Annotated in this window: 29 protein-coding genes; 10 read left to right on the forward strand and 19 right to left on the reverse strand. The window is 65.4% G+C overall.

Annotation, left to right across the window (positions count from 1 at the left end):
• Positions 1-245: 245 nt before the first annotated feature.
• Complete coding sequence (locus G1H10_RS27570; protein WP_163744036.1) at positions 246-1,418, reverse strand: MFS transporter; 1,173 nt, start codon at positions 1,416-1,418, stop codon at positions 246-248.
• A 398-nt stretch (positions 1,419-1,816) separates the two neighbouring features.
• Here G1H10_RS27570 and G1H10_RS27575 point away from each other — a divergent pair, with 398 nt between their 5' ends.
• The 5 genes from G1H10_RS27575 to G1H10_RS27595 all read left to right on the forward strand — a co-directional run bounded on the left by G1H10_RS27575 (position 1,817) and on the right by G1H10_RS27595 (position 6,083).
• On the forward strand, positions 1,817-2,185 hold the full coding sequence (locus G1H10_RS27575; RefSeq protein ID WP_216853717.1) for a winged helix-turn-helix transcriptional regulator: 369 nt from the start codon (positions 1,817-1,819) through the stop codon (positions 2,183-2,185).
• 525 nt (positions 2,186-2,710) lie between these two features.
• A complete protein-coding gene (locus G1H10_RS27580) occupies positions 2,711-4,675 on the forward strand; it encodes an alkaline phosphatase (protein WP_163744040.1) in 1,965 nt (654 codons plus the stop codon).
• Between the two features lie 188 nt (positions 4,676-4,863).
• A complete protein-coding gene (locus G1H10_RS27585) occupies positions 4,864-5,286 on the forward strand; it encodes a hypothetical protein (RefSeq protein ID WP_163744042.1) in 423 nt (140 codons plus the stop codon).
• The gene (locus G1H10_RS27590; protein WP_163744044.1) at positions 5,283-5,726 is read left to right on the forward strand and encodes a MerR family transcriptional regulator; all 444 of its coding nucleotides are present in this window, start codon (positions 5,283-5,285) and stop codon (positions 5,724-5,726) included. Before G1H10_RS27585 ends, G1H10_RS27590 begins: the two co-directional genes overlap by 4 nt.
• A 21-nt stretch (positions 5,727-5,747) precedes the next feature.
• Entirely contained in the window at positions 5,748-6,083 is a 336-nt protein-coding gene (locus G1H10_RS27595; RefSeq protein ID WP_163744045.1) for a YnfA family protein, read from the forward strand.
• A 71-nt stretch (positions 6,084-6,154) separates the two neighbouring features.
• Here the strand turns inward: G1H10_RS27595 and G1H10_RS27600 are convergent, their stop codons facing one another.
• Positions 6,155-7,099 (reverse strand): hypothetical protein, encoded by a 945-nt coding sequence (locus G1H10_RS27600; protein ID WP_163744047.1) that lies wholly within the window; start codon positions 7,097-7,099, stop codon positions 6,155-6,157.
• Between the two features lie 229 nt (positions 7,100-7,328).
• Here G1H10_RS27600 and G1H10_RS27605 point away from each other — a divergent pair, with 229 nt between their 5' ends.
• The gene (locus G1H10_RS27605) at positions 7,329-7,604 is read left to right on the forward strand and encodes a hypothetical protein (protein ID WP_163744049.1); all 276 of its coding nucleotides are present in this window, start codon (positions 7,329-7,331) and stop codon (positions 7,602-7,604) included.
• 28 nt (positions 7,605-7,632) lie between these two features.
• Here G1H10_RS27605 and G1H10_RS27610 read toward each other — a convergent pair whose 3' ends face one another.
• The 3 genes from G1H10_RS27610 to G1H10_RS27620 form a co-directional block, all read right to left on the reverse strand.
• Positions 7,633-8,280 (reverse strand): class I SAM-dependent methyltransferase, encoded by a 648-nt coding sequence (locus tag G1H10_RS27610; protein WP_163744051.1) that lies wholly within the window; start codon positions 8,278-8,280, stop codon positions 7,633-7,635.
• A 137-nt stretch (positions 8,281-8,417) separates the two neighbouring features.
• On the reverse strand, positions 8,418-9,122 hold the full coding sequence (locus tag G1H10_RS27615; protein WP_163744052.1) for a cytidylate kinase family protein: 705 nt from the start codon (positions 9,120-9,122) through the stop codon (positions 8,418-8,420).
• 357 nt (positions 9,123-9,479) lie between these two features.
• Positions 9,480-10,298, reverse strand: a complete 819-nt coding sequence (locus G1H10_RS27620; protein ID WP_163744127.1) for an alpha/beta hydrolase — start codon at positions 10,296-10,298, stop codon at positions 9,480-9,482.
• A gap of 389 nt (positions 10,299-10,687) precedes the next feature.
• Between G1H10_RS27620 and G1H10_RS27625 the strand changes: the two genes are divergently transcribed.
• Positions 10,688-11,125 (forward strand): VOC family protein, encoded by a 438-nt coding sequence (locus G1H10_RS27625; RefSeq protein WP_163744054.1) that lies wholly within the window; start codon positions 10,688-10,690, stop codon positions 11,123-11,125.
• Positions 11,126-11,273: 148 nt separating this feature from the next.
• On the opposite strand, the gene G1H10_RS27630 is transcribed toward G1H10_RS27625, so the two are convergent.
• The 5 genes from G1H10_RS27630 to G1H10_RS27650 all read right to left on the reverse strand — a co-directional run bounded on the left by G1H10_RS27630 (position 11,274) and on the right by G1H10_RS27650 (position 13,915).
• On the reverse strand, positions 11,274-11,564 hold the full coding sequence (locus G1H10_RS27630; protein ID WP_163744056.1) for a HigA family addiction module antitoxin: 291 nt from the start codon (positions 11,562-11,564) through the stop codon (positions 11,274-11,276).
• A gap of 12 nt (positions 11,565-11,576) precedes the next feature.
• Positions 11,577-11,858, reverse strand: a complete 282-nt coding sequence (locus G1H10_RS27635; protein ID WP_163744058.1) for a type II toxin-antitoxin system RelE/ParE family toxin — start codon at positions 11,856-11,858, stop codon at positions 11,577-11,579.
• A gap of 166 nt (positions 11,859-12,024) precedes the next feature.
• Positions 12,025-12,408 (reverse strand): VOC family protein, encoded by a 384-nt coding sequence (locus G1H10_RS27640; protein WP_163744060.1) that lies wholly within the window; start codon positions 12,406-12,408, stop codon positions 12,025-12,027.
• 183 nt (positions 12,409-12,591) lie between these two features.
• A complete protein-coding gene (locus G1H10_RS27645; protein WP_216853720.1) occupies positions 12,592-13,167 on the reverse strand; it encodes a hypothetical protein in 576 nt (191 codons plus the stop codon).
• A gap of 136 nt (positions 13,168-13,303) precedes the next feature.
• Positions 13,304-13,915, reverse strand: a complete 612-nt coding sequence (locus G1H10_RS27650) for a TetR family transcriptional regulator (protein WP_163744064.1) — start codon at positions 13,913-13,915, stop codon at positions 13,304-13,306.
• Between the two features lie 99 nt (positions 13,916-14,014).
• On the opposite strand from G1H10_RS27650, the gene G1H10_RS27655 reads away from it, so the two are divergent.
• Positions 14,015-14,845: an SDR family NAD(P)-dependent oxidoreductase gene (locus G1H10_RS27655; protein WP_163744066.1), complete on the forward strand. Its 831-nt coding sequence runs from the start codon at positions 14,015-14,017 to the stop codon at positions 14,843-14,845.
• Between the two features lie 517 nt (positions 14,846-15,362).
• Here the strand turns inward: G1H10_RS27655 and G1H10_RS27660 are convergent.
• From G1H10_RS27660 to G1H10_RS32565, 4 genes are all read right to left on the reverse strand, one after another.
• Positions 15,363-16,349 (reverse strand): GlxA family transcriptional regulator, encoded by a 987-nt coding sequence (locus G1H10_RS27660; RefSeq protein ID WP_163744067.1) that lies wholly within the window; start codon positions 16,347-16,349, stop codon positions 15,363-15,365.
• 354 nt (positions 16,350-16,703) lie between these two features.
• A complete protein-coding gene (locus G1H10_RS34790; RefSeq protein WP_163744069.1) occupies positions 16,704-17,195 on the reverse strand; it encodes a VanZ family protein in 492 nt (163 codons plus the stop codon).
• Between the two features lie 171 nt (positions 17,196-17,366).
• Entirely contained in the window at positions 17,367-18,155 is a 789-nt protein-coding gene (locus G1H10_RS27670) for a helix-turn-helix domain-containing protein (protein WP_163744071.1), read from the reverse strand.
• Positions 18,149-18,535, reverse strand: coding sequence for a nuclear transport factor 2 family protein (locus G1H10_RS32565; RefSeq protein ID WP_163744072.1), 387 nt, complete (start codon positions 18,533-18,535; stop codon positions 18,149-18,151). Before G1H10_RS32565 ends, G1H10_RS27670 begins: the two co-directional genes overlap by 7 nt.
• 168 nt (positions 18,536-18,703) lie before the next feature.
• Here G1H10_RS32565 and G1H10_RS27680 point away from each other — a divergent pair, with 168 nt between their 5' ends.
• Complete coding sequence (locus G1H10_RS27680; protein ID WP_163744074.1) at positions 18,704-19,879, forward strand: epoxide hydrolase family protein; 1,176 nt, start codon at positions 18,704-18,706, stop codon at positions 19,877-19,879.
• 353 nt (positions 19,880-20,232) lie between these two features.
• On the opposite strand, the gene G1H10_RS27685 is transcribed toward G1H10_RS27680, so the two are convergent.
• Both G1H10_RS27685 and G1H10_RS27690 read right to left on the reverse strand, forming a co-directional pair.
• Positions 20,233-20,655: a DUF6924 domain-containing protein gene (locus G1H10_RS27685; protein WP_376778669.1), complete on the reverse strand. Its 423-nt coding sequence runs from the start codon at positions 20,653-20,655 to the stop codon at positions 20,233-20,235.
• 207 nt (positions 20,656-20,862) lie between these two features.
• The gene (locus tag G1H10_RS27690) at positions 20,863-21,519 is read right to left on the reverse strand and encodes a dTDP-4-dehydrorhamnose 3,5-epimerase family protein (protein ID WP_163744078.1); all 657 of its coding nucleotides are present in this window, start codon (positions 21,517-21,519) and stop codon (positions 20,863-20,865) included.
• 226 nt (positions 21,520-21,745) lie between these two features.
• Between G1H10_RS27690 and G1H10_RS27695 the strand changes: the two genes are divergently transcribed.
• Positions 21,746-22,846 (forward strand): polysaccharide pyruvyl transferase family protein, encoded by a 1,101-nt coding sequence (locus G1H10_RS27695; protein ID WP_163744079.1) that lies wholly within the window; start codon positions 21,746-21,748, stop codon positions 22,844-22,846.
• A 13-nt stretch (positions 22,847-22,859) separates the two neighbouring features.
• Here G1H10_RS27695 and G1H10_RS27700 read toward each other — a convergent pair whose 3' ends face one another.
• The 3 genes from G1H10_RS27700 to G1H10_RS27710 all read right to left on the reverse strand — a co-directional run bounded on the left by G1H10_RS27700 (position 22,860) and on the right by G1H10_RS27710 (position 26,457).
• Complete coding sequence (locus tag G1H10_RS27700; protein WP_163744081.1) at positions 22,860-24,233, reverse strand: FAD-dependent oxidoreductase; 1,374 nt, start codon at positions 24,231-24,233, stop codon at positions 22,860-22,862.
• A 12-nt stretch (positions 24,234-24,245) separates the two neighbouring features.
• Positions 24,246-25,346 (reverse strand): ABC transporter ATP-binding protein, encoded by a 1,101-nt coding sequence (locus G1H10_RS27705; RefSeq protein ID WP_246220038.1) that lies wholly within the window; start codon positions 25,344-25,346, stop codon positions 24,246-24,248.
• A 67-nt stretch (positions 25,347-25,413) separates the two neighbouring features.
• Positions 25,414-26,457 carry an ABC transporter ATP-binding protein gene (locus tag G1H10_RS27710; protein WP_216853721.1) on the reverse strand — a complete coding sequence of 348 codons (1,044 nt, stop codon included), beginning with the start codon at positions 26,455-26,457 and terminating at the stop codon, positions 25,414-25,416.
• Positions 26,458-26,474: the final 17 nt, after the last annotated feature.

Raw genomic sequence — 26,474 nt, forward strand, 5'->3', positions numbered from 1 at the left:
CGGTCAACGCACTCCGCCATCAGCACTTCGGCGGAGTATCGCAAGCGCCTGATGTCGTAGCGCTACAAGCATGTGTTGCTGTGCCATTGCAAGCATTCGATGTTGTGGGATCACAAGCATTCGATGTCGTGCAGCTCCAAGCATCCACTGCATCGCCGCAGGCAGCAGCACGATGAACCCTCGCCGCACCTGCACCTGGGCCGCCCGAAGAGATGACACTCAACCGAACGACATGGCGGTCGCGATCACGACCGCAACGCATGCTCGTTCACGGGCACGCGGTCACGGCGCGCTGAGAAGATCGCGATCGCCAGGCCCACCAGGGTGAGTGCGGCGCCGACCAGGCTGATGGAGCGTAGCCCGAGCGCGTTACTATCGATGACCCGCCCGCCCAGCCAGCTGGCCAGAGCCGCAGCCACCTGGAAGCCGGATGCGTTGACGGCGACCGCGAGCGTGGGTGCGGCGGTAGCAGTGGAGATGACATGCGTCTGCATGCCCGGAATGATCGCGAACGCCAGCGCACCGACGACGAAGGTCAGCGCTACGGCAAGCACCTGCACGCCACTGACCGCCCAGAACACGACGAGGATGGCGGCGAGGACGGTCAGCAGGCCGACCAGTGACGGCATCAGTGCCCGGTCCGCGAGCCAGCCACCGAGGAAATTCCCGACCACGGCGCCCGCGCCGTACACGAGCAACAGGACCGGGACCGCGCCCGAACCGAATCCGCTGACGTCGGTAAGCAGCGGCGCGAGGTAGGTGAAGACGGTGATGATGCCGACGTTGCCGGCGGCGGTGAGCAAGATGGCGAGTTGGACGTCGCGGTTGAGCAGGATGCGCAGCTCGGAGGCGACGGAGCCAGTTGACGTCGGCGGCTGATCAGGCAGGAAGCGCAGGATCAGGAGCAATCCGACGGTGCTGACGGCCGCGATCGCGACGAACGTGGCGCGCCAGCCGAGATTCTGCCCGACGAACGTGCCCAGCGGCGTGCCCAGGATGATCCCGAGATTCATACCGAGCGTCAGTTTCGCCACGGTGGAGGCTTGCCTGCCGGCCGGCGCCATCGAGACGGCCGTGGTGATGGCGACCGCGAAGAACGTCGCGACAACCAGGCCCGCAACGAAGCGGGTGGCGAGGAGAACCGCGTAGTTGGGGGCGAGCGAGGAGCCGAGGTTCGCGATCACCGAGACGGCGACAAGGCCGGTGGTGACGCGCTTGCGTCCGATGCGCGCGGTGGCGACGGTGACCGTCGGCCCGCCGGCGATCATGCCGAGCGCGTAGGCCGTGACGAGGATGCCAGCCGCCGAGATCGACACGTGGAGGTCGTCGGCGACCTCCGGGAGGATACCGACGATCACGAATTCCCCGGTGGTGAGGCTGAACACCACCAGCATGAGCGAGAAGACAGAAATGGGCATGGCGAAGTGGTCCTATGGGCGCAGGGTGCGGTGGCAGGGAGGGTTGTTAAGCGCTGCCGTTCATTGCCGAAGGGCAGCGCTGAGATGGGTGTGGGTGGCCGGGCGTCAGGTGTGGTGGTGACCGCGGCGGCCAGCACGCGACGTGTACGGCTCGGATTCGAGCGCGTGGACCGGCCGGATTTCAGATCGCTGAGCCAGTGCCCGCGGTATTACGAGGTCATCTCACGGTTGGCGCGAGCATGGGTGCGGCGCGGGATGCACGGCGGCGGACTTGGTCGTCCGCCCCTTTGCAATGCGCACATATACGCAACGGGGTCATGGATCGATCATCGCGCGGTGGTTACGATCAGACAAGAACCGACTAAATAGTAAGGTACCTACCGAAAGGTGTGTACAAGGTGTCGCAGCGCAATCCTCAGTCGTACGTGTGCGGGCTCGACGCCGCGATCGACGTCGTCGGTGGGAAGTGGAAGGTCCTCATCCTCTGGACGCTGAGCGAGGGCCGGAAACGGTTCGGCGAACTGAAACGCTGCTTGGACGGGGTCAGCGAGAAGATGCTGATCCAGCACCTGCGCGAGCTGGAACGGGACGGCGTCGTCCATCGTGAGGTCCACAACGTGGTGCCGCCACGGGTCGAATACTCGCTGACCGAATACGGCGTCGCGCTGAACGAGGCGCTACGTCCGCTCGGTGCATGGGGATGCGAACACAAGACGCGTCTCGAGACCATCCGCAACGCGCCGGAGGACACACCCACCGCAGTGTGAACGGGATCCGCAGTCAACAGCAGGGACCGACGCATCCCCCGCTGCTGCGCCTGCGCCACGTCCCCGCTCGTTCCTGCCCGGCCGGCGAAACGGAACGACAATCGGGTCGCCATCTTGACCACAATGCATGTCCGTCGCTACCGGCGAGCCACCCTCATTGGCGATCATGGTCACCGACGCATCCGGGGCGAAGACGACGGAGTCGGGCGGGACCCCGGTCTCCGTCCGCCCGACGACCTCCAGGGAATCGGCGTCGAGGAACACCACAGTGTCGGCTCGCACTGGGCGTCGTCGTGTGGATCGTGACTGCGGCAAGGCCGTCGGCGGCGGCGAAGCTGTACGGGCGGTGAACATCTGAAGCCTTGGCCGCTGCAAGGTTACCGGCGCCACCCCAGAGCGGCGCCGAGTTCACCAGACGTACATCAGCCCGGCGACGTGTGTTGAATGGGCCGGCCAAGTCATGGTGCAGGCTCAAGCCCGTCTGACCGAAACACCTTGGGGCTATCGACGAGAGGCGGGCAAATCGTGAACAACGATCCTCGACACACGGATGGGCAGGGCGACACGACGACGACGTCCGGAATCTCCCGACGGGCATTCTTCGCAGGTGGCGGAGGCGCCGCGGCAGCGGTGATCGTCGGTCTCGGCGCGTCGCCAGCGCTGGCGACGCCCACCACGGCGACACCGGCGAGGCGGGCGTCGGCGCACGGCCTGCAGGAGGCCGACCCGCACGCGTCGACAGGGCGGAGCGCGGCGTCGAATGCGCGTCGTCCAGCATCGCCCGAGATCCGTATCCTCCCGATCGACCGGGCGAAGTTCCGCGCGGGCGCCCGGTTCGACCTGCGGGTAGAGGCCGCCGGCGTAGACCCACAGACGGCGCGAATCGACATCTCCGTGCAGGGCCCCAACGGGCCCGCGCCGATCCTCACCGGAGACCCCGTCCGCACCAGCTCACAGGAGGACAGCCTAGAGGTGACCTACCCGGGCGTGTTCTACGCCGAGCCAGGCGACTACCGCGTCTGGGTCAACGTGCGTTCGCGCGGGCGCACCGCAAGGCAGCAGGTCGATCATGACGTGGTGGGCGTGCCGGCTGAGGGGCAGCGGGCGAAGAATGTGATCTTCTTCCTCGGCGACGGCATGGGCTCGCCCGCGATCACCGCAGCACGGATCCTGTCGAAAGGGCTGACTGAGGGCAAGTACCACGGGCTCCTCGAGATGGACCAGATGCAGTACCGCGGCTTGGTGGGCACCTCCGGCGTGGACTCGATCGCGACCGACTCGGCGAACTCCATGTCGGCCTACATGTGCGGGCACAAGTCTTCGGTGAACGCGATGGGTGTGTACGAGTCGAACGAGCCGGATCCGAACAAGCACCCGCGCGTGGAGACCATAGCGGAAATCGTCAAGAGGACCCGCGGCATGTCCGTCGGCGTGGTCACCACCTCGGAGGTCCAGGATGCCACCCCGGCTGCGGTGTTCGCGCACACCCGCCGCCGCTCCGAATACGCCGAGATCATGGACCAGGCTCTCGCCGCCGGGCAGACTCCGGACGTCTGGATGGGCGGCGGCCAGGCATGGTTCCTCCCCCAGTCGCAGGACGGATCGAGGCGTGACGACGACCGCGACATGATCAAGGAGTTCGAAGACGCGGGCTACACGCATGTTGCCAACCGTGCCGACCTCGAGGCCGCCATGAGCGGCGGCGCCCCAGAGAAGCTGCTCGGCCTGTTCCACCCGGGCAACCTCAACGTCTACCTCGACCGCCAGCACATCAAACAACCAGAGGTCCTCGGGGACTGGGACGACCAGCCCACCCTGATGGAGACCACCGAAGCGGCGCTGAAGGTACTCGAGCAGAACGAGAACGGCTTCTTCCTGGCCGTTGAGGGCGCATCGATCGACAAGATGGAACACCCGATGGACGGCCCGCGGGTTGCCTACGACACCATCGAGCTCGACCGGGCCATCGGCGTGGCCCGGAAGTGGGCGGAGGGCCGCGACGACACCCTGATCGTCGTCACCGCGGACCACAACCACTCGATGAGCATCGTCGGTACCCACGACCGCCGCAACGCCGACGGCCGTCAGGCCAACGGCGTCTACGCCGACGCCGGGTTCCCCACCTATGTCGACGATGACGGCGACGGGTTCCCGGACGACCCGAACCCGGACGTGCAGCTGTTCTTCGGCTGGTCCAACCACCCCGACCACTCCGACGACTTCCAGCACAACTCGGTGTTCGCACAGCCCGCGCTCATCGACCCGGACACCGGTGTGGCCGTGGACAACCCCGAACGCGACCCGGACGCCGACGTCCAGATCGGCAACCTGCCGTACAACCAGACCAACTGTGTCCACACCGTCGAGGACGTCTCCGTCTTCGCCAGCGGACCCGGAGCGGAGCGGTTCAACGCATTCCTCGATAACACCGAGGTCTTCCACGCGATGATCGACGCCCTCGGCCTCGACCCACTCAACGAGAAAGCCTGACAACTCCTCAGCTCACATCGACAGGTGGCCCGGCCGGTACTGCACCAGCCGGGCCACCGGCCCCTAATCCGGCACCCTGCGAGGGCGGCGCCCGCGGGCCCCAGTGGCGGATGGTCGCCCGGGTGTCACCAGGCCAGAGTGGCCCTGGGCTTGAATCCGATACTTAGGTACAGGTTTATCGTCGAGACATGGACCTTGCACACGAATCGTTGTTCGTCCCGGACGCGTGCGAGCTGCCGACCGCGCAGCGGCCACTGCGAGTGGCCGAGTTCCAGGATCTGTTCGCCTCGAGCCTGTATGAGGTCAGGCGACCTGCCGCCACCCGGCTGGACCTCGTTCTCGATGCCGATCCGGCGGTGGAGCGTATCGCGCGTGACCTGGCGGCGCGGGAGAGCGAGTGCTGCTCGTTCTTCACCTTCAGCTTCAGCACTGTCGCGGGCCCCGGGCCCGATGGACCGGCAACGCGGCCGGGCGAGCCGTCGTCGGCGCACGTCCTGAACGCGGTGGACGTCCTGGAGATGGAGATCACCGTGCCCGAGACCTACGTCGAGGTGCTCGACGGCGTCGAGCGATTGGCGGCGTCGTCGATGCGGTCAGGAGAGCCGGGATGACCGTCGCCACGCAGGTCGAGCCACCGCACGGGCTGCGCAGCGGTGCGGTGGCCGACGCCGCCGGAGTGAACCTACAGACGCTGCGGTACTACGAGCGCCGAGGACTGTTGGACCCGCCGGCGCGGACTCTGGGCGGACATCGGCTGTATCCGCCCGAAACCGTCACAGTGGTCAAGGTGATCAAGGCGGCCCAACGTCTGGGCTTCACCCTGGACGAGATAGCGGAGATGATCGACGTCGGCGCTCATCGTCATCGGACGCCAGGGCTGCAGGCGCGGGTGACCGACAAGCTTGCCGAGATCGAGGCGCGTATCGCCGATCTGACGGTGGTCAGGGACACGCTTCGCAAAGCGCTCCATGCGGGCTGTGACGATCTTGAAAGCTGCGCGCTGAGCCCGGATTGCCCGTTGCCGTTCACCGAGATCGCGCGCGATGCCTAGAGTGATGCCTACAGTGCTGGCATGACTGTTGGCCGGTCCATCGCGCTGTTCGTGCTCGCTGCTATCGCCGAGATCGGCGGAGCGTGGCTGGTCTGGCAGGGTGTGCGCGAGCATCGTGGACTGCTGTGGGTCGGCGCCGGCGTGATCGCTCTCGGCCTCTACGGGTTCGTCGCCACGCTGCAACCGGACCCGCACTTCGGGCGCATCCTGGCGGCCTATGGGGGTGTGTTCGTCGCCGGCTCCCTGACGTGGGGCGTGGTGTTCGACGGCTTCCGCCCGGACCGCTTCGACATCATCGGTGCTCTCGTCTGCCTGCTCGGTGTCGCGATAATCATGTACGCGCCACGCCCGTCGTAGACACCGCCGACCGTGACGAACAGCTTCCGAACGACATTGCGGTCGCCATCGCGACCCCAACGCATGCCCGTTCACTCCGCGCTTTGGCCTTGCCAGCCGCCGTTGCGGAGCGCGCGCACCAGCAACGCTCCGACGCGCGCCTTGCGATGCCGTACCGAATACGACGTGAACGGCAGGATCCGATCGCCGCGAGCGCTGAGCTCAGCCTGACGGTCAAGATCCGCGTCCCAGTTGAGGATCTCCATGTGCTGGAAGCCGTGCACTTCAGCTCCGACCTCGTACTGCTTCCAGTAGGCGTCGAGGTAGAACCGCCCGTCGGCACGCCGCACGATCGCCTGACGCTCTGGCTCCGGCAGATCGAATGCCCGGCAGATCTGCCGGAAGTCGCGCTCGGGCACGGACGCGATTCCGCCCTCGGCGTCATCGATCGACTCGGAGATCAGTGCCCGATGCCGACACCTGATACGTCGGCTGAGGGCGTCCCGCAGATCATCCGGACGGACAAGACGCTGCTGCACGCCAGCGAGAATGACAGCTCGGGCCCGCACCTCGCTCGACGTCCACGACGCGCCGTCGATCAGGCTGCGCGGGAGCCGCGTGCGGCGCGGCTGACGGACCGGGTGGACGTCGGCGGGGTTCAAGGTTCGGGACTTCTTGACGACCAGGCCGTCACGTACAGGAGGGCGAGCGCCGATCGGGACCACCACGTACACCTCAGGCGTCTCGAAGCCTTGCAGGCCATCCAGTTCGGCCGCCGTCAATCCGGCAAGCGCTGAGCCCGGCGGCGACGCACGCAGGCACACCAGTAGCTCCTGGTTCCGCGTGAGCTCCCCATTGTGTGCGACGTACACGCCACGCTGCGGGGATTGCCACCGGCCGGATCTCACCGCGTGCCGGACCTGCGCTCGAGTCATGATGTGCGCGATGTCGCCGAGCCGTACTACTCCGTCCTGCTCGCGCAGGATGGAGTCCAGCGAGCGGCGATCATCCTCACGGGACGCCAAGTAAACGACCATGGATCAACTTGACGCCATGTGAACCCAAACATGCCACCCCTAACGGCCACATGTGGATAACTCACGGTCTTCGACTCCGAACCGTCCGCCCCTGTGGATAGCCGCATCGTCGCTCGCACAGCCGGACTCGTATGGCCCACAAGAGAACGACACTACGGTCGCTATCACGACCTCGATGCATGTCCGTTCGCTGCCTTTACGCCGCCGCCCGACCGTCTACCATACGGGCATGACCTGGGCCGAGGCAGACTACGTCGAGTACCTGCAACAGGAACGCCGACTTTTCGCCTGGGTGATGCAGCGCCATGGGGGCTTGTCGCCGGACGAGTCCGAGGCGGCAGCGCTTGAGCAGTATCCGTACGAACCAAGCGACGCACCGTTTCGTGGGCTCGTCTTCCACGACGAGGCGTGGCATTGGGCAATGCTGGCCATTCACGGGGACCGCTACTGGGCAGATCATCCCGAGTTCGCCCAGGCGTCGGCGGAGTACCGGGCCCTAGGCTGAGAAAGCGCAGGGCTCGAAGTCGCCGCGTTCACCTCCGGCGGGCCAGCAGCTGCACCGCTCGCGATTGATGACCGTTCATCGAAGCGACGTCGAACTCGCGCTCCTGCAGCACATCGAAACCCGACAGCAGGGCGCGAAGGTTCGATCGTTCGTGGTGCCGGCACGCCGCACCGTCGTCCGTGGCGAATACGCCGTATGGAGTGCCGGATCGCGCAGCATGGGCCTCGTAGCGGTCGCGGCTTCGTTCGTCGTCCTGCAGAGGCACGTCGCTGACGTAGAGCAGGCCGCCCGGCCTCAGGACGCGGACCACCTCGTCGATGAGCGCGCGCCGAGCGTCATCCTCAGGGACGCACGTCAGCACCGCGAACAACAGGATGACGTCGAAGCTCGCCGCTTCGTACGCCAACGCCGGCGGGCGCTCCATCACGTCGAACCGGAGGTCCGGCCTCGACCGGCGGCCCCGGTCGATCAGCGCCGGCGACGGGTCTACCCCGCGTACATCGGTGAAGCCGTGCTCGCTCAACTCGGCCATGACGCGGCCGTAGCCGCAGCCATAGTCGAGGATCCGAGCATCTCGATTCAGCTCAGCCAGCCATGCGTGGTTCACCGGATGGGTGAAGGTCTTGGTGGCGCCGACGCCGTCCCAGTACGCGACCTGGGTGCCGTGCTCATCCATACAGGCCGAGCATACGGGCGGTAGAACCCTCCCAGCACCCGGGCCTGAGGCGCGCGGATCCGACCCGGTAGCCGGCGTGCCAGCGCTCCAATAGCCCAGCACGGGGCGTAGCCACGCGCGACCGGGTGAGCGATTCGTCAATTCCTGTGTATCGATGAGTGTGGTCGGACTTCCCAGGTCGGGCGTTGGAGCTGATCGTTGTACACGATGATGTCGGCGTGATCGGTTGGGCTGGCTGTGGCGAAGTAGAGCTGTTGGGAGGGGATATAGCGGTTGCGCCAGGACCGTTCGATTTCAGCGGCGTCGGCGGTGGAACCGGCCAGCGCTGTGCCTCGGTCCCGGGCGCGATCTATCGTCTGCTCGAATGGGACGGACACGAAGATGCGCAGGTCCCACCGGTCGATGAGTTCTGGGCGCAGGAGGAAGACGCCGTCGAAGAGCAGTACGGCGTCTGCGGGAGCGGTCTTGGTCGGCGGGGACGACGGGGTATCGGTGTCTCTGTCGTAGACCGCGTGCCTGAACCTTCGATCTCCGCCTGGGCCCAGCGGGTCGAGCAGGACCCGGCACAGCGCGGCGTGGTCGTGGGCGTCGAAGTAGCAGCCCTCGGCCGAGTACTTCCCGCGTCGGTAGCGCTGCGCGCGGGGGTGGAGGAAGTCCTCGATGGTCGCGCGGATGACGTCGCGGGCGTGCGCGCGCAGCACGACGGCGAGCTCGTCGGCCAGTGTGGTCTTGCCGGCGGCGGGTGGCCCGTCGATGGCGACCCGCAACGGGTGTGCGGTCGTGACGGACCTGATCGCCTCGGCCAGCCGACTGATGAGCTCGCCGCGGGTGCCTTGGTCCATCGCTCCCTCTCTGACGGTGTCTCTGTTTAGCATCGCACGTCCAAGCCTGAGGTCGCCGGCTCGCGTTCGACGAGGACGTCTCGTTCGAAGCGGGTGCCAGACGCGCGGTCTGGACGGTCAGGCCCTGGGAGTGGTGTATCGGGTGATGCATTGGTCGTAGCTCAGGCGGTGAGGCTTCCGGCGTCGGATGTGGCTCCTTGGAGGACTACGGCACCAACCTGTCAGCCAGCACTGCCAATCACACTACAGCGTGGCGTCGAAACACGTGCGTCTTTTCGCCGCAAGCAGGCGTCCTGGCCATGATCGCCGAGCGGCCGGGATGGTGGAGCCGCGCCGATTCCTGGCGAAGGTTAGCGCTTAGCCGACCTCGTCGGCCAGGCGTGCCACCGCCCCCGCCACTCGAGGCCCGAACATCACGGCGTCGTTGTGGTCCGCTCCCGCGATCACCACCCGCTCGGATAGCGCCGGCGCCTTGTCAGCCACCCGTGCGCTGAGGTCTGGGGGCACGACCGAGTCCCGGTCGCCGTACACCACGGTTACCGGCACCTCGCTGCCTGCGAGGTGCTCCACCACGCGGAACCGGTCGCGCAGCAGCAGCCGGACCGGCAGCCATGGGTAGTGTCGGGACCCGACATCGGCGAGCTCGGGGAACGGCGACCGCAGCACCATCCCGGCGGGCGGCCGCAGCGCCTGCAGCGCTGCCACGACGCCGCTGCCCAGCGATTCCCCGAAGTAGATCGTGCGCTCGGCCGGATAACCCAAATCCTCCAGCGCCTCCACCGCGGCCATCGCGTCGCGCGCCAGGCCCTCCTCGCTCGGGCTGCCCGGGTTGCCGCCGTATCCGCGATAGTCCATCAGGAGTACGGCGAGCCCGCGCCGCTGCAACTCCTGCGCCAGACCGGCCCGGCCGGCTCGGTTCCCGCCGTTGCCCGGCGCGACCAGAACCGCCATCCGATAGTCGGTCGCTGCCGGCCCGGACGCCGGCGGTACGAACCACGCGCCCAAATCGAGCCCATCCTCGGTGTACAGCGTGACGTCACGCGCTCCCTCGATCACCTCACCGGCCGTCGGCACGCCCGACGCGTCAGGGACGTAGATCAGCTCCCGCTGCAGCCACCACAACGCCCCCACCATCACCCCGCAGATCAGCACAAAGACCACGAGCACCCGCAGCATCCGACTGCGGTGCAGCGCCTTTGTGGCCATCCCTCATGATGGCCACCGCGACCTGGCCCGACGCAAGCTTGGCCCGTCATAACCGGCCCGATACGAGGTGTGAGATCGTGGATGCGACGGTCCTCATCTTCCGCGATCCGCGAGTGCGTCTGGGTTGCGTCTTACCGCCGCGTGAGCTGCTGCGTACCTCCGCCGCCCGCGGACTCATCCAGCGTCGGTCTCGCCAGCCGCTGGTCGCGCGGTACGCGCTCCGGGTAAGGTCCTCGCGTCAGAGGTAGACCGAGAACCGGAGGCTGGACTCTGCGAAATGGTCCCTAGCCCGGGGCCGAGCCGGAACCGGCAGCCAGCCGACCGGAGCGAATCGCGCTTGACTCGATAGCCTGCAACACATGCCCATCAAACTCGAGAACGTCGGGATCGCCGTCCGCGACCTCGAAGCGACCATCGCCTTCTTCACTGACCTCGGGCTTACCGTCCTCGGCCGCGACACGGTCAGTGGCGAATGGACCGACACAGCCGTCGGCCTCGACGGCAACCACGCCAAAATCGCCATGCTCCAGACGCCGGACGGCATCGGTCGTCTCGAGCTCTTCGAGTACATCCATCCCGATGCGATCGAGACGGAGCCCACCCTCCCTAACGAGATCGGCATGCACCGCGTGGCCTTCTCGGTCGACGACATCGACGAGGCGCTCGAGATCGCCGCGAGGCATGGCTGCCATCCGCTGCGCGGCGTGGCGACCTATGAGGACGTGTACAAGCTCACCTATGTCCGCGGCCCCAGCGGCATCCTCGTCATGCTTGCCGAGGAGCTGAAGAAGAGCTGACCGCAGCAGGTCGCGGCCGATCGGTTGACTGCGGTGTTGGAAGGATCGCTCACCGCGTGTACGTCCTCACCGCATACGTCGCCGGCATCTGAACCGTGCCCACAGCGACACCGACCAGTCGTCCCGGACGCGTCAATCGTGGTGACGGTCAAGCCGACAGCGGGCGGATACCGTCCAGCGCGTCGCCGAGGTGGTCTTTCTCGACTTCGAGATCGAAGCGGGTCTGCAGATTGAGCCAGAAACGGTCCGTGGTCCCGAAGTAGCGTGCGAGACGCAGTGCGGTGTCTGCGGTGACTCGACGCTTGCCGTGCACGATCTCGTTGATCCGGCGTGGCGGTACGCCGATGGAAATCGCCAAGTGGTGCTGGGTCACGCCCAGCGGCTCGAGGAACTCGTCCATGAGCACCTCGCCAGGGTGAATCGGTGCGATCCTCTCCATACGGCACCCCTCCTAGTGATAGTCCACAATCTCGACCTCTTCCGGACCCGCCGTGGTCCAGACGAAGCAGATCCGCCACTGTTGGTTGATTCTGATGCTGTGCTGCCCTGCCCGATCTCCCTTCAGCAGCTCCAGCCGGTTGCCCGGTGGAACCCGCAGGTCGTCCAGCGACTCGGCAGCGTCCAACATCGCAAGCTTCCGCAAAGCGACTCGCTCGATCCGCGGGTCGAACCTCTTCACACGCTGCCGTGACCACAGTCGCTCGGCCGTGGTGCCCCGAAACGACCTGATCACCCCACCAGCATAACGCGAGGCGTTATGCCAAATCCACCCGCGCACGAGTAGCCCCGCAGGCTAGCGTTATCCGAACGAAGCGTGCGTCATTCCGTCGCGAGGGGATGACCTGTCAGTGCTGGCGCGCGTGTCGTCTGCCCGACCTGGCGGTCGCCGACTGAGCACTTCAGGACATGGCTCCGTTGCTCGATGTGATGCGCAGGTAATACCCGTCTGGATCCAGGATCCGGAAGTCGCGGAGTCCCCACGGGCGTTGCTGCAGGTCCTCGTCGAGTGGCCACCCTCGGCTGACCACTCGATCTCGCTCAACGACGACGTCAGCCACCTCGAGCACGAGCTCAACACCGGTCGGAGGCCGCCGCCCCTGCGGATCAGCGACGGCGGGCCGCGCCGCCGCACCGATCCGAACGCTGCCCCGTTTCATCGAGACATACGGGCTCTCCGACTGCCGTTGATCCTGCACAACGGAGAAGCCCAGCACTCGTGTGTAGAAGTCCACACTCGCGTCCAGGTCAGCGGGGAAGATCTCAAACCGAAGAGCCATCGTCATGGCCTCATCATGCCCTCGATGCCATGGCCGCGCTGTACCGCATCCGCAGCACCCGGCACGCTCGTCGGGCGTGAGCCAGCGTGCGAGGACAGCGAACGACATTGTGGTCGCGATGACGACCTCAACGCATGCTCGTTCCGATGGTGACTCGTGGCCAGCAGACGCGCAGCCGGACCCGGCCGCCTAAGCCCGTGCGACGGTCGTGCTCATCACGCAGTGGTTCTTGCCCTTGGGTCGCACGTACTCGAACCCGGCCTGCTCGAACAGGCTACGGGTACCGTTGTACAGAAAGGACGCCGAGATCTTCTTGCCCTGGGTGTCTTGCGGGTACGCCTCGACGACGCCACCACCGTCCGACGCGATCAGCTCAAGCGCGCCCCGAAGTGCGACCGCCGACACTCCCTTGCGGCGGTAGCGCTTGTCCACGAAGAAGCAGGTGATCCGGTAGTCCGGCAGCACGTCGACGCCGGCCTCGTACTCCTTGCGGTGGTAGATGCTCGGCAGCTCCGCTGGCGTGCCGTACTGACACCACCCCACGGCGACGTCCCCGTCGAAAGCCAGGGCAGCGTGCGTTCGGCCCTCGCGGACCATCCGCTCCTTGAGCCGACGGTTGCCTTCGGGACTCTGACCTCGCTCGTCGTCTGCTGGATGGAACCACAAGCACCAGCAGCCGCCCCACACGCCGTTGTGCCGTTCGGCCAATTCTGCGAACGCGTTCCACGTCGTGGGATCGAGCGGCCTGGTCGTGTACCCGTTCACGTTTTTCTCACCTCCGACCATGCAACGCATAGTAAAGAGTGACCCGGACGATCCACGCCCGCAATATCGGTCCCTCATCGCACAGCCGAGAAAGGCCGACGCTGGAACCACCCCGGCGCACCACGCGTCTGGAGCGTCAGGTGCGGGGTCCGACCGTCGCCATTGCGCGGTCGATTGCGTCGGCGAAGGAACCCTGCCCGCCGGAGGCGAGCCAGGCACGCTGCCCCGCCACGAGGCATCCGAACGCGGCAGCGGTCAGGGCGTGCGGCGCCGGGTCGTCGGCGTCGTAGGGTTCACCGGCCCGCTCAGCTCGTTCGAGCAGTTCCACGACGACGGCGTCCTGCATCCGCTGCAGCTTCTGGAGGTAACCGGCGAACAGGGCGGGGGTCTCGAACACCACTCGATGAATCGGTTCCACCATCTGCTCGTGCCCCGGCGTCTGGGCGAGGGAGACCAGCACATCGAACATGTGACGGAGCGACGTCCACACGCCTTCATCGGCCGGACGAGCACGCAGAGCCGCAAGCATGTCGTCCACGACGAGGTCGAACTTGCCGAGGACGATCTCCTCCTTGCTCGCGAAGTAGCGGAAGACGCTGCGCTGAGACATTCCGGTGGCCGCCGCGATGTCGTCGATGGTCGTGCGCTCGAAACCGCGCTCCACGAACAACACATTGGCGGCCTCGGCGATCTCCCGCTGCACCGCGCGCCGGGTGCGCTCACGGAGGCCGAGTTGCATCTCGCTCATGATCCCTCCACCCTAGCAGGGTAAGTCGACTGTGGCAGTCTCTGCCACGTTCGGCGTAAGCTGTTGACACACAGTCGGCCATTGCATCAGAGGCGGAACATGAACCAAGGCAAGACAATCGTCATCACTGGCGCCAGCGACGGCATCGGCGCCGCGTCGGCCCGTCAGCTTCACCGGGAAGGCCATCGCGTCGTGGTCGTCGGGCGCTCCCCGGAGAAGACCCCGGCAGTCGCACGCGAGATCGGCGCGGACCACTACCTCGCCGACTTCACCTGCCTAGACGAGGTACGCAAGCTCGCCACCGACCTCGACACCGCGTACCCCCGCATCGACGTGCTCGCGAACAACGCCGGTGGCGTCTTCGGCGATCGCGCCAAGACCGTCGACGGCTTCGAGAGGACCTTCCAGATCAACCATCTGGCGCCCTTCCTCCTCACCACTCTGCTGATCGACAAGCTGGCCGCATCGCGAGCGACAGTGATCCAGACATCGAGCGTCGCCGCGCGTTTGGCCCGCAAACTCGACATCGACGACCTCAACCACGACCGTGAGTTCAACCCGCTCCGGGCGTACTACGCCGCCAAGCTGGAGAACATCTTGTTCACGAAGGAGCTGCATCGCCGGTACCACTCACGCGGCATCTCCGCCGCCGCGTTCCACCCCGGCAACGTCGCAACGAGCTTCGGCACCCAGTCCGAGAGCCGGCTGATGAAGTTCATCACCACGAACCGTGTCACCCGCGCCACGCTGATCACACCGGAGAAGGGCGCAGACCAGCTGGTCTGGCTCGCGCAGAGCGAACCCGGCACCGACTGGGAACCCGGTGCCTACTATGAGAAGCGCAAGCGCGCCAAGCGGGTCAATCGGCAGGCGCTCGATGACGACCTGGCACGTCGGCTGTGGGATCGGTCCGACGAACTGTTGGCGTGAGTGGGGCCTGCAGTCGGGCCGGGAATCGCGTGGGAGCCAGCCTGCCGGAATGGGCGAGCCCCGCGTGCTGCGGCACAGCGGTCAACGAGGCATTACCAGTGCTAGGTGATGGGCACGTCTGACGGAGACGTGAACGAACGACATCGTCGTCACGATGACGACGACAATGCATGCTCTTCAGGCGGAAAGCCACACTCGTGCACGACCTCCTCCGCCAAGACCGCGACGCCGATGAGCGTCAGCTCATCGGGTGAGCACCGCCGCCGCCAGCAGCCGGCGGCGCGCCGCCGACACTCAGCCGGCAGTGGTGTGAAGGTCCGGGTGACGAAAGATCTCCGCCGTCTGCGCATCTGCCGGGTAGTATGACTCGATCGCTCTCTCATCCAGCAGGATGTCCTGGGACGACCCGAACGGGGTGATGGTCGAGAACCTGCTGACGGTATCGACATGGCTCGCCGACGGTCACCACGACACAAGACCATGGGCACCGCGGCGATTCACCGTGCTTTCGGCGAACTCAGACCGACTCGCGCGGTTGGAAGGCTCGGCGATAGGCATGAGGAGACATCTTGACGCGCCGAGTGAAATGCTGCCGCAGATTGATACCGGTGCCGAATCCACAATGTCTGGCGATCTCTTCGACAGACAATGCCGAGGTTTCGAGGAGTTGCTGGGCATGGCGCACGCGCTGGGTCAGAAGCCATTGCAGCGGCGTCGTTCCCGTTTGTTCACGGAATCGCCGGTTGACGGTGCGGGTACTCATGGCCGCGTGTCGCGCGATGTCGGACAGCGTCAGCGGCTCCCCCAGGTGGTCCTGCATCCACCGCATTGTCGGCTCCAGCGAGCCGCTTTCACCAGTAGGTTCCTGATGCACGATGAACTGCGCCTGTCCGCCGTCGCGCTGCGGGGCGATCACAATATGACGGGCGGTCTCCGCGGCGACCGTTGCACCGAAATCCTTACGCACCATGTGAATACACAGATCGAGCCCGGTGGCGGCTCCGGCCGACGTGAGCACGTCCCCTTCGTCGACGAATAGCACGTGGGGATCGATCTCGACGTGAGGGAATCGCTGAGCGAACGCCTCCGTGGAAGTCCAGTGTGTCGTCGCTCGCCGCCCGTCGAGCAGTCCCGCGGCTGCGAGGACGAAGGCGCCACAGCAGATCGAAGCGATCCTGGCACCGCGGCGATGTGCCTGACGCAGGACGTCGAGCACCTCGGCTGGGGGTTCGATGTCCGTGCGGATCCCAGGGACGATCACTGTGTCGGCGGTCAGCACTGCAGCCAGGTCGTGCGGCGCGGTAAGGCGGAACATCTCCGCTGCTGAGCGGCCGACGACGACGAGATCAGGTCGCTCACCGCACACGAACACCTCGTACAGCGGAGCGCCGAACACCGCACCGGCCGGCTTCTCCGCCGAATGGGCGGTACCGAACACCTGACCAGGGATCGCCAGCTCCAGGCTCTTCACATAATTCGCGGCCAGGACCGCGACGCGATGCATGGCGAGAATCTATCGCAGATGGGCATTCTTGTCACTGTTCGAGTCCGCAGAGCTTCGCGACGATGGTCCCTGTGCTCGTCCTCCTCCAGGTCGTGATCCACCTCATAGGGCTGCTCGTGGTCATCCTGACCGGCTGGCTTGTCGACCAGGTGCTACGGCCACCGGACCGCCGTCCAGTGAAGCGGCCAAAGCGTGAAGGGTGACATCTGCCGACCCACGCCGCGTCCCATGCCGCTGGCTCGCACGTGAGCGAACGACATCGTGGTCACGATGGCGACCACAATGCATGCTCAATCCGCCGAAAAGCGACGGTGGCCGCAGGATGGGACATGCGCCCGGCGTTGACGCGGGCGTTCAGACGGGGTGCCGATGCCGTCCGGATCGGGCGAGGCGCAGCGCGATGACCGCCAAGACCGCCCCCAAGCACGCACCGAGGGTGTTGGCGAGCCAGTCGTTGCTCGAGCAGCTCCGTCCGAGCACGGTCGCGAAGGCTTGAACCGCCTCCACCAGGACGGAAGCGCCGCTGGCAGCGAGAAGCATCACCAGCGGCCGCCGGGTCACGACGCCGGCCAGCAGCACCACGGGAACGAACAGGATCACATTCCCCATGAGCTCAACTGCACCGAGCGTCGGGACGCTCCACTCCATGGTGCAGCCGACCGCAAGCTCACGGCCCGTGGGAACGAATGCGAGCAATGCCACTGCGAGGATCGACAACGCGAGCAGCACTCGCGCGATCTGTGGCCGCGGCATCAGCCACGCACCGACAACGGGACCCAGCACCACCAACGCCACGAGTCCGACCGTCGTCATCCACGGATGCTCGACGAGGACGGTGCTGATCACGGAGCGACCCTACACAGCCGTCGACGCCGACGAGCGTTCGACACCTCGGAGTGGGACCGCCTCGTGGTCGCATCGTGCGCCGACGATCGGCCCCGGCATGCCATGGTGAGGCGGCCGTCGCCGTTGTTGCGGGGAGCGCGCCGTTCGGCCGTCATCGGCGCGCTCCGACGCTCAGCCGGCGGTGGCGCGGACGTCCAGGTGACGGAAGATCTCCGCGGTCTGCGCATCCGCCGGGTAGTACGACTCGATAGCGATCTCGTCCAACGTGATGTCCTGCGGCGTCCCGAACGTGGTGATGGTCGAGAACAGCTTGAGGTCATATCCGCGGTGGCGGATGATCATCGGGATGGCGATCTCGGATTCGATCGGGACGGTTGTCGCGTCGTCGCCGGCGTCGGAGGCGAGCAACTCGTCGTACAAGGCGGCGAGCTCCGGATCCCAGGCCTGCGCGAGTTGCCGGGACAGCCGCGCGCGGATGACGGCGCGCGCCTGAGCGAAGTTGACGATCTTCGGAGCCAGGCCGCGCGGATGCAAACCCAGCCGCACCATGTTGACAGGCGGCTTCAGCAGCTCCGGATCGACGTCGCCGAAGAACGGATCGACGGCGTCGTTCGTCAGGACGATGTTCCACCGCCGATCGATCACCAAGGCCGGGTACGGCTCGTGCGCGCGCAGCACGGCGACGACGGCGTCATGCGCCGCCTCGAGATCGCACCCGGTGAGCGGACGTTCCCGATACCGGGGCGCGTGACCGGCGGCGAACAACAGTCGATTTCGGTCACGCAGCGGCACGTCGAGCTGCGCGGCGAGCCGGAGGACCATGTCCGCGCTCGGCCGGGACTTGCCTGTCTCGACCAGGCTGACGTGCCGCGCCGAGACGTCGGCGGCGAGAGCCAGATCAAGCTGGCTCATCCGCCGACGCTTCCGCCACTCGCGTAACAGCTCGCCGACGGTCACCACGGCACAAGACTGTGGGCGGCGGGGTCGCGGTCGGTCTCCGGCAACGGCTGGAAAACTTCGCCGTGCTCCACGATCAGGCCATCCTCGAGCCGGTAGATGTCGACGACGGCGATCCAATGGCTCTCCCACGGCAGCCAGCGCCGCGACAGCATGGTCACGTGGTCGCCCTCGGCCAGCACATGATGGACCTCGATCTTCATGTCGGCCACCGGGAGTTGACGCACGGTGGCGATCCAGTCGGCCTTGTTCGACGTCACCACGCCCGGTCCGTGGTCGACGAAGTCGTCGTGCAGGTACGCCGCCGCAGCGTCGACACCGCCCGCGCCGAACAGCTCGCCGATGGCCTTCTCAACGATGCTCTTGTTGTTCTCGATGCTCATGGCGGCAAGTCTTACCGGCGGGGTGCGCGTTGTCGATGACATCGCATTTCATGGTGACGCCTGCATCGAGCCAGCGAACGACATTGTGGTCGTGATCACGGCCACGATGTCGTTCGCTTCACAGCGTGGCGTGCGGCACGGTGCTCCGCACGCCATAGGCTGAGTCTCATGCCGGACCCGTCGTCCCTCACCGAACCGTTCGCTCCGCAGACCGCTCCCGAGGCGCTCGAGGACCTCCGTGCGCGGCTGCGCGCGACACGCTGGCCGGACGCGCCCGAGGACGCCGGATGGTCGCTCGGAACGGACGTCGACTACCTCCGCGAGCTCGTCGCCTACTGGGCAGACGGGTTCGACTGGTCCGCGCAGGAAGCGGCGCTCGCGCAGCTCCCCCACTTCCGGATGCGGCTCGGCGGCCTCGGGATTCACTACGTGCACGTCCGAGCCGCCGCGCCGTCCGGGCCCGTCCTGCCGCTGGTGCTCAGCCACGGCTGGCCGGACTCGTTCTGGCGCTACACGAAGGTCATCCCGCTCCTGACCGATCCCGGCGCGCACGGCGCCGACCCCGCCGATGCTTTCGACGTCGTCGTGCCGGACATTCCTGGTTACGGGTACTCCGATCGCCCGGCCGGCCCGCCGCTGGACTCCATCGCCGTCGCCGGCCTGTTCGCCGAGCTGATGGGCGCCCTCGGCTACGCGCGGTTCGGCGCTGCCGGCGGGGATATAGGCAGCCACGTGAGTCGCTACCTCGCCCTCGACCACCCCGACCGGGTGGTGGCCGTGCACCGCACGGACGCGGGTCTGCCTATCTTCACCGGTGACCCAGCAGAGCTCACACCGGAAGAGCGTGCCTGGTTCGAGGATGTCGCGGCCTGGGGCGCATCCGAGGGCGCGTATGCCGCCATGCACCGCACCAAGCCCCAGACCGCGGCGTTCGGGCTGACGGACTCCCCGGCCGGGCTCGCCGCGTGGATCGTCGAGAAGCTGCGGGGGTGGAGCGACTGCGGGGGCGACGTCGAACGACGCTTCACCAAGGACGAGATCCTCACCAACGTCACGCTCTACTGGTTCACCGGGACAATCGGCTCCTCGATGCGCATGTACAGCGCGAACGCCGCGATTCCGCCGGCGCAGCTCGCCCGCCGGGTCGAGGTTCCGTCCGGGTTCTCCATCTTCGCCGGAGACGTGGTCCGTCCGCCGCGAGCGTGGCTGGAGCGCACCGCGAATGCGGTGCGTGTGACCGAACCCGCGAGCGGCGGGCATTTCGCACCGTTCGAGGAGCCCGAGCTCTACGCTCAGGAGTTGCGCGAGTTCTTCCGCCCCTACCGGTCGGCCGCGACACACTGACGAAGCTGGCGCAAGCCTGTGGGTCACGCAGCAACACTCGATGGTCTTCACAGCACAGTTCTTGGGTTCTCGTCAACCGTTTCCCAGTACCCGGGCAGCCTCGTCAGTGCCGCCACACGCAGCAGCCCTGTCCCACGTTCGCCGACCCCGCAGCACTCCTGGACGCAGGGCGACCTTCATCATCTCCGCAGGCTTTCTGCCCAGCTCGCGGGTCAGGACGTCCTCCGGCTAGGTCGTTGGCGATCTGCGGCGATCCGCGCGCCCTATCTGCGCCTTTTGCCGCTTGGACACTCGTGCATAGGAACCGGTTCACTGGACGACTCGCCGCAGCTGAGGTGCCTGAGCCTTACGATTCAGAACCCCCGAAAGACGCCATCTGAATCGACGCTGTCCGCGAATTCCGCGAAATCCATGTTTGCAAGGGACAGATTCGCGACGATCAGCTCAACTTCCCACGGGACCGAACGAAACGTACGCCCGATCTGGTCGCCGTACTCGTCGAAGTCAACGAACAAGACCGTATGATCTCGCATTGCTTGCTCGTCAGCCACAGCGATGGCGGTGAGGTAGTCCTCCCTCGGAAGCGCAACCAGCTGATGCGGCGTTAGATTTGCAAGTTCAGGGGACTCGACTGGTTGCAGCTGGGCGCCCATGCGCTCGGCGACGTCATCTTCGTATACGGCATTCGCGGCTGCCAGGGCCTGTTGCCAAGCGTCGTCGTCCCCGTAGTCGGTGCGCACGAATATGAGGCTTAGGTCGGGACCCTTCGGCAACATCACGTTGAGAGGCTACACGGATTCATTTGCGCGTCCGCGGCGCCGGCTACCCGTGGGCCGAACTTATGCTGGCAATGCGTGCCGGCCATGAGGACGTCGCAGATCATGTTCCAACGCACGGCATCACAGCCACCTGCAGTCGCTGGGCGACGCCCATCGCAACAGAGCGGCGTCACAGTGGCGGGGATCCTCGTACTGTGCGGCCGTTCAGGACTTAGTGTGTTCAGTCAAGCTGAACGCCTCGGCAGGCTGAGCAGTGGCCCATTGGGCTTGGGCTGTGGCGTAGTGCGTAACACAGACGTCATAACTCGGAAGAAGATCCGCGTCGAGCGCTTGCCGCAGCGTGGGGGCCTGAGCATCTTTGTCAGACAGGATCGGCTCGATGTCGTCCGGCCAGGGCAGGGACAGGTCCTCGTCGAGTGGCGTGATTCCGTGTTCGCGTTCCGGGTTGTACCCGGTTGAACAGAGGTACGCCATGATCGTCTCGTCCTCCAGCGCAACGAACGCATGGCCCAGCCCTTCGGCGATGTACAGCGCGTGGAAGTCAGTAGCGTCGAGCCGGATGGCATCCCAGCGTCCGAACGTGGGCGAATCGACGCGCAGATCCACAACGACATCGAGTAGTGCCCCGCGTGGGCACCACACGTACTTGGCCTGACCCGGTGGTGTGTCGGCGAAGTGCACACCGCGGATCGTTCCCTTCCGGGAGACGCTGACATTGACCTGAGCCAGGCTCAACGGATGCCCGAGCACGTCGGCGAACGTCTTCCCTTGGAAAGGCGCGACGAACTTGCCGCGCCGATCCTCGAACACGTGCGGCAGGAACTCATACGCACCGGATGTCGATAGTTCACGTATTTCCATGAAAGCCAACCGTACATTCAATGGCGCCCAGACCCTTCACCAAACGATGGAATTACCCTACCGTTCATGAATGCGTTACAGCAAGGCAACATATATCTACGCGACGCTTCGCCATCGGGAAATCTTCGGTCGTTTTCTGACTTGCTCCCGTTCAAAGTGGCCCTCACGATTGTAAGAAGGGACTGACATGGCAGTTATCCGGAGCATAGGAATAGGAGTGAAATAGATGACGACAAACCATTCGCCTGCATCGTCGACAAATCCCGACACTCACCTGATCGAGAAACTCTGCACGACGCTCGACGATGCATTACGAGATGCCCTCAATGGGGCCTCAGAGGTGGCGCTGGTCAACTTCCACAATCTGTCTGCCGGGTGGCCGCGTTGGGTGGGGAATCCTGGCGATATGGCGATCTGGCACGCAGCTCACGCCTCACTCCGCCGCCTGAACGTTCGTGTCGCCTACCAAGCGGCGTACAACACCCTGTCCATTCCCGCCCTCAAACGTGCCGTCCCATTCGGCCCGGTACTGATCACGGGTGGTGGCGACTTCGGTGACCTGTACACTTTTGGCACGCCCGAAACCAGAGAGCGTCTTCTAGCAGAGCTTCGTGGCGTCCCCATCATCCAGTTGCCGATCGCCGTCTATTTCAAAGACCCTGCGAACATTGCCCGGATCCAGCGGCTCGTCGCGGAGCACAACAACTTCACGCTGATGGTGCGCGATCAGCTCAGCGAACAGCGAGCCCGTAAGCACCTCGACACCGAAATCCGTCTCACACCGGACATGGCGTTTGCTCTTGGGCCTCTCCCAAGGCCTACGAAGCCTTCCATCGATCTGGTCTGGAACGCGTGGAGATCCTCTGATCCGGAGCATGTCGACCACGGTAGCCCTCCTCCGGGCGTGACCAGCAGCACGATCGAGTGGGCAAGTAGGGTCCAGGATGAACCTTCCGTGTCCGTGCAGGACAAGATGGTGCGCACCGCACACATTCGGCTTGGCACGCTCCTCGCCCGCTGGCCTTCCCTGCGCGGCGCAATGTGGCGTCCCTACGCTGCCACCTTCGAGCCGCTATGCCGTGCCTCAATACGCCGGGGACTCCGCCTGGAGAGCGCGGGGTGTGTCCTCGTGACCAACAAGCTCCACGGTCACATATTTGCTCTGCTCGGCGGTATACCCCACGTGGTTCTGGACAACTCGTTCGGCAAGGTACGCGGCGTGTACGAGACATGGACATCCTCGAGCACCCTGGCGCACTGGGCCGAAGACGGAGATTCCGCCCGGCGCCTCGCTCTAGACCTCCTGGAACAGATTCGCACTTCGTGAGCCACGCCGCCCCTCATACGGTCGGGTGGCGGAGGTCTATCTCCTGGAGGGCAGCGGCGACATCCTCCCACGGAACCTCGTGTGGAAGAAGGTCTCCCGTCGCCGACAATGCCGCTGTCACTCCGGCCGCCTGGCCCATTGCTACCGCATTGCCGGTGACTCTATAGCTCGAATGCGCAAGGAAGTCTCCGCTGATGCAGCGGCCGGCCATCAAGAGGCCATCCACGTCCCGAGCGATGAGCGCGCGCAGCGGTATGTCATACGGCCGAACCTCCAGCTCCTTTCGCCCACCGTCACTTGTCTCCGTTTCTCGCGCAGCACTTAGGTAGCCGCCTTCCGCGGCGGACAGCGCATGAACATCGACCCCCCAACGTGCCCGGCAAACGGCATCCTCGTGCTGCCTCCCGTCGACGAGGTCGTCGACCGTCACCGTGTAGCGCCCGTGTATACGCCGCCCCTCCCGCACGCCGATCTGATCGGCTGTGGCCACAATCTTGAGTCGTGCCCACGGCCCGCCGAGCGAACGCAGGCCGTTCACGATGCGGTGAAGCTCCGACCGCGCGGCTATCGTTGCCTCGGTGATCTCACCGGCGCTCAATGCCGAGGCACCGTACTCATGGTTGGCCATCATCGCGAAAAGGTCTTCGTGGATGGCCCAAAGAGTCGGGCCCTTGTAGGACGGTTTGACGCCGGCACGCTCAATCTCCTCAAGCAGCGACCGGGTGCCGCCTCTGTATCGCTGCGACGGGCTCGGCTCCGTGCTACCGCGGGGCGAAGGCTTACCGCCCGCGACGAACCGATCGATCTCCTCGATTCCGGGCCCCATGAGCAACGCCATCAAGCTCATGGGCTGGGCGTCGCCGGTTTCAGGATGACCGTAGTCATATCCGCATCCCGCCAGAGCGCCGACGTCGCCATCTCCCGTCGCGTCGACGAAGGCGCGCGCTGTCCATGCCTGTCGACCTGACTTGGACTCAGATGCCACGGCGGACAATCGACGCGACTCGTCAACGTGTGCCGCGACAGCCCTGGTATGCATTTGCACCCGAACGCCGGCTTCACACGCAAGCTCCTCGAGCACCACTTTCATCATCTCGACGTCGTAGCTGTACTCGGTGCGCCCACGGTCCGCTCGTGCTCCACGCGCATCCAGAATCTCCGTCAACTCAGCCATGACACCCGGTTTGTCAGTTTCGATGATCCTGCTGAGCGCACCTGCCGTCCATACGCCGCCCAAGCAGCCACTCACCTCGAGCAAGGTCGTCCTCGCTCCCATACGTGCCGCTGACAACGCCGCCGCGAATCCCGCCGGTCCCGCGCCACACACAACGACGTCGCACTCTCCCGCTATCGGGGTGTCTCTCTCTTGTTCCCGCAAGACCTTCATTGTGTCCTCCGCCTAGAGTGATGGAATGTGCTTTCGCTGCATCGTTTGCGCGCGTTCGATTCCGGTCGGTCCGGCGGCTTCGCCCCACGGCGGCGACATCGCGAAATGGCATGCGGCGAACCGCCGGGTCGGCCCGCTTGCGGCATCAGTCGAGGCAAGCGGCAACAAAGGCGGCTCCTCCTCCGCGCAGATACGCTGCGCGTATGGGCAGCGAGTGCGGAACGAACAGCCCGCAATATCCTGACTGGCGTCCGGCACGTCGCCCGAGATCGCAGTGGCCTGCAAACGATGCCTAGGGTGAGGCTTAGGGGAAGCATCGAGGAGAGCTCTGGTGTATGGATGCCTCGGCCGAGCAAAGAGTTCAGCCGTCGGCCCCAGTTCGACCAGCTTGCCGAGATACATCACGGCGACGCGATCGCTGATGTGCTGCACCACGCCGAGATCATGAGAGATCATGATGTAGGCAAGCCCGTACTGGCTTTGAAGGTCTCGGAGCAAGTTCAGAATCTGCGCCTGAATCGAAACGTCCAATGCCGAGACTGGCTCATCGCAGACCACAAGACGAGGGTTGAGCGCGAGCGCCCGTGCGATGCCTATCCGCTGACGCTGGCCTCCAGAGAAAGCATGCGGATAACGAATTCCGTACTCGCGACGGAGCCCAACCTGGTCCATCAGTTCAAAGACCCGCTCCTCGAGACTCTTGCCTCGCGCTATACCGTTGATCCTCAGTGGCTCCCCTATGATGTCCCGAACTCTGTGGCGAGGGTTCAAAGAGGCATAAGGGTTCTGAAATATCATCTGAACGCCGCGACGCAACCGCGATAGATCAGCCCCGCGTGCAGTTCCCACATCTATGCTGTAGTCATCGGGCGAGGCACTCGCCGGGCCCTCACTTCCGGGACGGAAAAGAATCTCACCCGAAGTCGGCACGTCGGCACGGACGATCATCTTTCCCATCGTCGTTTTGCCACAGCCAGACTCACCGACCAAACCAAGCGTCTCGCCGTGAAAGACATCGAAGCTCACACTGTCGACCGCCCGAAGGTAGCCAGTGGTTCGATGAAAAGAGCCTCTCTTGATCGGATAGCGCTTGGCCACGTTCCGCACGCGCAGAACCGCACGGCCCGGGCTCTCAGAGACGAAACGTCCGACGTCACGATGTTCGCCGCTCTCGCTCACGCTAGTCTCTCCTCTCCCCGTGACCATGCTCTGCCAAAAAACACGCCGCCGTATGCTCGTCCCCGACCTTTACGAGCACAGGTTCGGCCCGCTCGCACATGTTGGCCATGAATGCAGTACATCGAGGATGGAAGCGGCAGCCCGATGGCACGTCGTATGGGTTGGGCACGTCGCCGGCCACCGCCCGCAGCCGCCCGCCCAGTTCTGCCTCCGTCTCGATCACCGGGACCGACTCCAACAAAGCTCGCGTATACGGGTGCTGCGGGTTGTCGAAGAGCTCCCATACCGGAGCCTGCTCGACCACGCGCCCCATGTACATCACCGCCACCACGTCCGCGGCCTGCGCGATGACCCCCATGTTGTGCGAGATCAGGATCACTGACATCTCCATCTCTCTCTGCAGGTCGGCCAACAACGTCAAGACCTGGCCTTGCACCGTAACGTCCAGCGCAGTCGTCGGCTCATCCGCTATCAGAATCGACGGCCGGCACGACAGGGCCATCGCGATCATCGCCCGTTGCAGGAGCCCGCCGGACAGCTCGAACGGGAACCGATCAACCATGCGCTCGGGTTGCGGTACGCCCACTCGCGCCAGCATCTCGATCACATGACTCCGCGCGTCTCTCTTGGACTTGTCCGTGTGAATGCGAACCGCCTCCACGATCTGGCGTCCAATGGGATATACAGGCGAGAAGGCCGCCATCGGCTCTTGGAAGATCATCGCGATCTCATTGCCGCGAACCGATCTCATCTCAGGGCCCCGCGGGTTCAAACTCGCCAGATCCACCACTCTCTCATCGCGCCCGCGATACAGGATCTCCCCACCGACGATCTGTGCCTGCCCCGGCAGGAGGCCCAAGATCGAACGGACTGTCACGCTCTTCCCACAGCCCGACTCACCCACTATCCCCAGGGTCGAGCCTCGCTCGAGCGTCAAGGTCACATCATCGACTGCTCGGATCGTTCCCTCAGCACCCGCAAAGTGTGTGACCAGGTTTCTGATCTCCAGGATCGGCTCTGGCCACTCGTCTACCACCTGACTCAAGTTCGTGTTCCATCCCG

The organism is Phytoactinopolyspora halotolerans (genome assembly GCF_010550675.1).
Lineage (GTDB): Bacteria > Actinomycetota > Actinomycetes > Jiangellales > Jiangellaceae > Phytoactinopolyspora > Phytoactinopolyspora halotolerans.